Origin of the sequence: Prosthecobacter sp., assembly GCF_044226605.1 — a bacterium.
Classification (GTDB): domain Bacteria; phylum Verrucomicrobiota; class Verrucomicrobiia; order Verrucomicrobiales; family Verrucomicrobiaceae; genus Prosthecobacter.
The window spans coordinates 62,696-69,607 of the sequence record NZ_JBGAGS010000033.1; the positions used below are offsets into that span (position 1 = coordinate 62,696).

Here is a 6,912-nt window from a genome sequence, read left to right on the forward strand (position 1 = left end):
GCCAGCCTCCCCGTATTGTAGTACCGGCTTCAGTCGGTTCCGGGAACACCCCGCAACGCCTCTCCATTCGTCATTCCTTCCTATGAATCCCGTCCGCTTCTCCCTCGCCGGCTTCGGCGCCTGGGGCAAATTCCACGCCCAGTCCATCGCCCAAAACCCTGACGCAAAACTCGTCGCCATCTCCGCCCCTTCGGAAGCCTCCCGCGCGGAAGCCCACCAGCTCTACCCCGACGCCCACATCTTCGCCGACAGCCTGGAGATGATCGCGCAGGCCGACTTCGACATCATCGACATCGCCACCCCCAGCCACACGCACCGCGAGATCGCCCTTGCCGCCATGGCCAAGAAGAAACACGTCCTGCTGGAGAAGCCCATGGCCATCACGCTCGATGACTGCAAAGCCATCGTCGCAGGCGCGCGCGACCACGGCGTGCACCTCGCCGTCGGCCACGAGCTGCGCCTTTCCAGCCAGTGGGGCCGCATCAAGGAAATCATCGCCGCAGGCACCATCGGCGATCCCCAGTACGTCCTCGTCGAACTCTCCCGCAAACCCTACCGCCTCGGTGCCAGCGGCTGGCGCTACGATCAAAACCGCGTCGGCAGCTGGGTGCTCGAAGAGCCCATCCATTTCTTCGACCTCGCCCGCTGGTACCTCGAAGGCAGCGGCGATCCCGTGGAACTCCACGCCTACGCCAACTCCCGCGATCCCCAGCGCCCCACGCTGTACGACAACTTCAGCGCCATGTTTAAATATACCAACGGCAGCTATGCCGTGGTATCCCAGACCCTCGCCGCCTTCGAGCATCACCAGACCGTGAAAGTCAGCGGCACCAAAGGCGCCCTCTGGGCCGCCTGGAGCGGCGCCCTCGACCGCACCCTCGAACCCGAATACTTTTTGAAGGTCTTCGACGGCGAAAAGCTGGAGACCATAAAGCTCGAAAAGCACAGCGGCGAAGTCTTCGAACTCCGCGAAGAAATCGCCCAATGCATCCTCATGGTCCGCACCGGCAAGCCCCCCATCGCCACCGGCCTCGACGGCCTCTGGTCCGCCGGCCTCTGCCTCGTCGCCGAAGAATCCATCCGCCAAGGCAAGCCCCTGCCGGTGGGCGAGATGCTGAAGTTTTGAATGGCAAAAAGATTGAGGGGCAAAAAGATTTTTCCAATCATCGGATTCTGCCTCTACTTCCGGCATGCCCATCGAGTGTCCCATCCAATTTCCGAAGGTCGAACGTGAAGCCTTTCGAAAACTGGACTATCAGGTCATGCACCTGGCATTCGAATCCCACAGGCACCTCGGAAAGAACTGCGATGAAGTCATCTATCACAACGATCTCGCGGCTCGCTTGAACGGTGCGGGCCTGATCCCTTCCCTCGTCGAAGTGGAAGTTCGAGTACGTCATGGAAGCTTTGTGAAGGAGTATTGGATCGATCTTATCCCCGCAGGACAGGCGATTTATGAGTTGAAGTCGGCTGTTGCCATCACGCCCTCTCACGAAAGCCAGACCATGAACTACCTCATGCTCGCAAATTGCGAGCATGGCAAGCTGGTGAACTTCGGCAGCACATCCGTGGATTCGAGGTTCATCAACAACCCAGTGCCTCGTGAAGCACGCTATCGCTTTGAGACGGTGACAACATCTTGGCAAGGCCCTGACACTCTCCTCAAAGCGCTGGTGCTATTCATTGAGGACATCGGTCTCTTCCTGGAAGCCCCCCTTTACAATCAGGCCCTCGTTCATCATCTCGGCGGCCCAGAACACGCGTTGGAACGACGTCCAATGACGTTGAATGGCTGCCAGCTCGGAAATCAAACCTTCCAGATGTGTTCACCCGACCAAGCCTTTCGCGTAACAACCCTCAATCAGCGCCTTCAAGCCCAGCGCACCAGCTTCGAAAAACTCCTCGCTCTCAGCGATCTCCAAGCCCTTCACTGGATCAACCTCAACCACCACAAAATCGAGTTCACCACCCTTAGAAAATGAAGAATTGAAAGGATAAAACCTCAGGATCAGATATTGGAAAAATCTTTTTGCCCCTCAATTTTTTTGCCCTTCCCCGGCCTATTCTTGACTGGCCTCCTTTCCTGCTCTTCTCAAAGAAAGCCAACCACGCCGCTGAATTTCGCCGAGCAAAAAATTCCCACCTCTGCTGAATTCTGTATTCCACGCCGTTCTACCAACGTCACAATTCTCACCCATGAAAGCCTCCATCCTTCTTGCCGTCCTCTCCCTCGCTGCACCGCTCCTTCGTGCTGACGACCTGCAGCCACCCATCACCGAGGGGCAGCGGGTCGCCACGTGTGGGCACAGTTTCCATGTGTTCACCTACAAGCAGGTGGATGAGATCGCGAAGTCTGCCGGGCTGGCGCATCAGCTCGTCGGTCTCTCAAGCATCGGCGGGTCCACGGTGCAGAAGCACTGGGACGTCCCCGAAGAAAAAAGTGCCGTCAAACAAGTCCTCAAAACCGGCAAGGTGGACGTCCTCACCCTCTCCCCCATCTGGCTGCCCGACCCCGCCATCGAGGAGTTCGTAAAGCTGGGCCTCGAGCACAATCCCGCGCTGCGCATCACCGTGCAGGAATACTGGATGCCGAATGACGAATACAAACCCGTCTATCCACTGGAAGCCAACAAGAAGAAGGTGGACCACAACGCCACCGACATCGCCCAACTCCGCGATGCCACCCAGCGCTACGCCAAGGACATCGAAGACTACGTGCGCGGCATCAATGAGCGCCTCGGCAAGCAGTCCGTTTACATCGTCCCCGTCGGCATGGCCGCCGTGACGCTGCGCGACAAGATCGTGAAAGGCGAAGCCCCCGGCCTCAAAACCCAGGGTGAACTCTTCCGCGACTACTGGGGCCACGCACTGGCCCCGCTGCAGATCCTCTCCAGCTACTGCCACTTCGCCGTCATCTACCGCCGCAGCCCCGCGGGCCTTCCCGTGCCAAACGCCTTCAAAGCCCTCAAAGACATGAGCGACGACGACAAGGCCAAGCTCAACAAACTCCTCCAGGACATCGCCTGGGACACCGTAAGCCACCACCCCATGGCCGGTGTGATGAAGCCCGTGGCGGCGAAGTAGATTTTTAAGGGCAAAAAGATGGAGGGCAAAAAAATTCCCCCAAACTCTGATTCCAAATCTTTTTGCCCCTAATTTTTTTGCCCTGTCTCCCCCTCTACTTTTTAACAGCTTCCCACCTTTTCACAGCGCCCATCCCCGCATGAAACTCCACGCCCTGCTGTTGACCTCCGCACTCTTCACCATGCCCCTCCTCGCCGCGGATTGGCCCGCGTGGCGCGGCCCGACGATGGACGGGCATGCGGCCTCTGGCCAAACGCTGCCGCTGAAATGGAGCGAAAATGAAAACGTGCTGTGGAAGGCCGAGGTGCGCGGGCGGGGCCACGGCTCCCCCACCGTCGTGGGAGATCACATCTACCTCGCCACGGCAGACATGGAGACGGAAGAGCAACTCGTGCTCTGCTACGACCGCACCACCGGCAAGAAACTCTGGGAGGCCGTAGTGCATCGCGGCAACCTCAACACCAAGGGCCACAAAATCTCCTCGCAGGCCTCCTCCGATGTCGTGAGCGATGGCGAGCGCCTGTTCGTGAACTTCCTCAACAACGGCGCCGTCTTCACCACCGCGCTCGACTTCTCCGGCAAGCAGCTTTGGCAGCGCCGCGTGTGCGACTTCCAGGTGCATCAGGGCTTTGGCTCCTCGCCGGTCATTTATCAGTCCATCGTGCTCGTGTCCGCAGATCATCGCGGCGGCGGCAAGATGACCGGCCTCAACAAACTCACCGGCGAAATCGTCTGGCAGCAGGATCGCCCGCCCGTGGCCAACTACGCCTCCCCCGCCGTTGTGCAAGCCGCCGGCAAAACACAGGCCGTGCTCGCCGGCTGCAACAAGGTGGAAAGCTTTGACCCGCTCACCGGCAAAAAACTCTGGAGCATCGACGGCAGCACGGAGGAAACCGTCGTCACCGCCGTGACTGACGGCAGCCGCATCTTCCTCGGCGGCGGTTATCCGAAGAACCACACCATGGCAGTCGAGGCGGATGGCTCCGGCAAGATCGCCTGGGAAAACGTCACGCGCACCTACGTGCCATCCATGATCGTGAAGAACGGCCACGTCTTCGCCGTGGGCGATGCCGGACGCGCCGCCTGCTGGAAATCCGCCACCGGCGAGGAGCTGTGGTCCGAGAAAGTGGACCGCGAATTCTACGGCTCCCCCGTCATGGCCGACTCCCGCATCTACGTCACCAGCAAAGGCGGCGTCACCTCCGTCTTCGAGGCCACCCCGGAGAAGTTCACCCTCCTCTCCCAAAACCCGCTCGGCGACGAATCCTTCAGCACCCCCGCCATCTGCGACAACCGCATCTACCTCCGCTCCGCCAAGACCGGCCCCGTGCGTCAGGAATATCTATGGTGCGTGGGTGCGAGCGGGAAGTGATCACTTCAGCCTTTCCAGCAGACCCACGCCGACCAAACCGCGCGGCGCTTGGTCATCCGCGCCTTTTCTCCCGCCGTGGAAAATAAAGCCGGTGAAGTTTGCTTCGAGGATCTGGCGTTCATCACTGCCCTGCCGCACCGGTTCGCCATGGTTGATGTCTCCCTGCCAGAGGGAATCGTCGAACTGCACATTGGCGCGGCCTGCGAAAGGGGTTTCCGCCTTGGCCACCGCAGGCCGCCACGCGGCATCCAGGCGATCCGCGGTGTAGCTCTGCTGGTATGGCATACCATCCGCAGCGCGGGCAGTGAGGGTCAGCAAATAGCTCTCTTTGCCAGCGGCATCATGGCGATAAACATGCGGCGCATAGATAAAATCGCCACTCAGCGCGATGACGGGTGCGGACCAGCCGTGCGGGTACTTTGCAAGAGTCGTCTCCGAGCGCCAGAGGCGGCCGCCGTCTGAGGTCACAAAGAGATGCGCCTTCTCCGCGTCGCAGATCACCCAGAAGTCGATCCATTGCTTCACTGGCTTCGCATCGTCCTGCGGCGGAGGTACATCGAGCACCTCAGGCGCGGACCAGCCCGGGGGCTGAGTGATGTCGGCATTGGTGCAGAGGCATGGGGCCATCTTTGGATAGCGCCCCGTTTTGTCCGGCATCATGCCGATGAGATGCCAGCGCGATTGCGGCCGGTAAAAGAACACCTGCGGGACGAAGCACGAGCCCACCGGCAGCTTCACCACCGAGGATGCAATGGGCCGCGTGTCAAAGTTTGGCGCGGATGCCTGCACCGTCCCTCCATTGGCCGAGGCAAAGATGTGCCAGAGCCCTTCATGCCTCACAATGCACGGATCCAGCAGCTTCACAGGCTTCCCCTCAAGCAGCGTCGTTTCGTTCAGCAGTGGTGCCCCGAGACGCCATACTGGCTCAGCCGCATGCACCGCGCAGGCAGACGACCAGAGGCAGATCAGAACAGTGGTGTGAAAAAACGAACGAGAAAGGTTCATGGCATCAATGAGGGAAGCGCGGTCTTCGGGCAAAGACTAGACCAAATCCTCCTCCACCGCAGAAACAAAAAGCCAGAAAAACAGCATTGACCCGCTTCCTCATCTACTTACATACCGACCGGTTTGTATGTTCAAAAAAGCGGCCAGCACGAAACGCGAACGCGACCCCGCAGCCACCCGGCAGCGGCTCATCGACGCCACCTTGCGCCTCATGCTGCAGCAGGGCTTCTCAGCCACCTCGGTCGATCAGATCTGCAAAGAAGCGGGCATGACCAAGGGCGGCTTCTTCCACCACTTTGAAAACAAGGAAGCCCTCGGCCTCGCCGCCATCGAATGGTGGGGCCGCATGGGCACCGCCCTCTATGCCGAGGCCTGGAAGGATGCCTCCATCGATCCGCTCGACCAGCTCCACCGCCTGCTCGACATCATGTCCGGTTTCACCCGCCGCAGCGAGGACGCCGTCGTATGCATGGTCGGCATGATGTCCCAGGAGATGTCCGCCACGAGCCCCGCCTTTCAGGCCGCCTGCGCCAGGGAGCTGGACCTCTGGACTGAAAATGCCGCCAAGCTGCTTGCCGCCGCGAAAAAGATGCACAAGCCAAAGACCAAGTTCGATCCCGTCAAATTCGCCTGGTTCCTCAACAGCCTCTGGCAGGGCTCCATGCTCATCGGCAAGACCTGCCGCTCCCAGGAACTCATTCGTCACAATATCAAACTGGCCCGCGACTTTGTGGACGGTCTGTTTCAGGCAGACTGATGAATAAAAACACCCGCGATGTCTGACACTACCTCCACCGCCCAGTTTGCCACCGAACATTTCTTCCGGCACGAGTCCGCGCGCCTAGTCGCCACGCTGGCAGGCCAGTTTGGCGCGCGGCGGCTGGAGTGGATCGAGGATGTGGTGCAGGAGGCTCTCGTGCGTGCGCTGCAGACCTGGCCGTATCGCGGCGTGCCGGACAATCCCGCCGCATGGCTCACGCAGACCGCGCGCCATCTGGCGCTGGACCAGCTGCGCCGCGAGCAGCGCTGGAACGAGCGCGAAGAAGGCATTTCCGCCGAGCAGGCACGCTGGATGGCCGTGCCACCCGAAGCCGCAGCAGACGATGAGGCCCATCTGCGCGATGACACCCTGCGCCTCATGTTTGTGTGCTGCCACCCGCAGCTCTCCGCCGAAGCCCAGATCGCCCTCTCACTGCGCACCTTGTGCGGCCTCAGCCCCGCAGAGATCGCCGCGGCGTTTGTCACCAGCGAGGCCACCATCTCCAAGCGCCTCGTGCGCGCACGCCAGCGCATTCGCGAGCTGGAGCTGCCCTTTGAAATCCCCGCGGCGCATGAGCTGCCGCAGCGCCTGCACGCCGTGCTGGCGTCTCTCTACCTGCTGTTCAATGAAGGCTACAAGGCCAGCAGCGGCCCGCACCTGGTGCGCGCGGATCTTTGCCCTGCAGCCATCC

7 protein-coding genes are annotated in these 6,912 nt (G+C 60.7%); 6 read left to right on the forward strand and 1 reads right to left on the reverse strand.

Annotated elements, in window-relative coordinates; genetic code table 11:
* Window positions 1-82 precede the first annotated feature (82 nt).
* The 4 genes from ACILSO_RS30215 (at window position 83) to ACILSO_RS30230 (ending at window position 4,456) form a co-directional block, all read left to right on the forward strand.
* The gene (locus ACILSO_RS30215) at window positions 83-1,126 is read left to right on the forward strand and encodes a Gfo/Idh/MocA family protein (RefSeq protein WP_395741225.1); all 1,044 of its coding nucleotides are present in this window, start codon (window positions 83-85) and stop codon (window positions 1,124-1,126) included.
* A gap of 64 nt (window positions 1,127-1,190) precedes the next feature.
* On the forward strand, window positions 1,191-1,982 hold the full coding sequence (locus ACILSO_RS30220) for a GxxExxY protein (RefSeq protein ID WP_395741226.1): 792 nt from the start codon (window positions 1,191-1,193) through the stop codon (window positions 1,980-1,982).
* A gap of 214 nt (window positions 1,983-2,196) precedes the next feature.
* Window positions 2,197-3,084, forward strand: a complete 888-nt coding sequence (locus ACILSO_RS30225; RefSeq protein WP_395741227.1) for a hypothetical protein — start codon at window positions 2,197-2,199, stop codon at window positions 3,082-3,084.
* 139 nt (window positions 3,085-3,223) lie between these two features.
* Window positions 3,224-4,456 carry a PQQ-binding-like beta-propeller repeat protein gene (locus ACILSO_RS30230; RefSeq protein WP_395741228.1) on the forward strand — a complete coding sequence of 411 codons (1,233 nt, stop codon included), beginning with the start codon at window positions 3,224-3,226 and terminating at the stop codon, window positions 4,454-4,456.
* Here the strand turns inward: ACILSO_RS30230 and ACILSO_RS30235 are convergent, their stop codons facing one another.
* Complete coding sequence (locus ACILSO_RS30235; RefSeq protein WP_395741229.1) at window positions 4,457-5,461, reverse strand: non-reducing end alpha-L-arabinofuranosidase family hydrolase; 1,005 nt, start codon at window positions 5,459-5,461, stop codon at window positions 4,457-4,459.
* Between the two features lie 127 nt (window positions 5,462-5,588).
* On the opposite strand from ACILSO_RS30235, the gene ACILSO_RS30240 reads away from it, so the two are divergent.
* Together ACILSO_RS30240 and ACILSO_RS30245 are read left to right on the forward strand one after the other, a co-directional pair.
* Entirely contained in the window at window positions 5,589-6,218 is a 630-nt protein-coding gene (locus ACILSO_RS30240; RefSeq protein WP_395741230.1) for a TetR/AcrR family transcriptional regulator, read from the forward strand.
* A gap of 18 nt (window positions 6,219-6,236) precedes the next feature.
* The coding region (locus ACILSO_RS30245) for an RNA polymerase sigma factor (RefSeq protein ID WP_395741231.1) at window positions 6,237-6,912 on the forward strand (676 nt) is incomplete at its 3' end.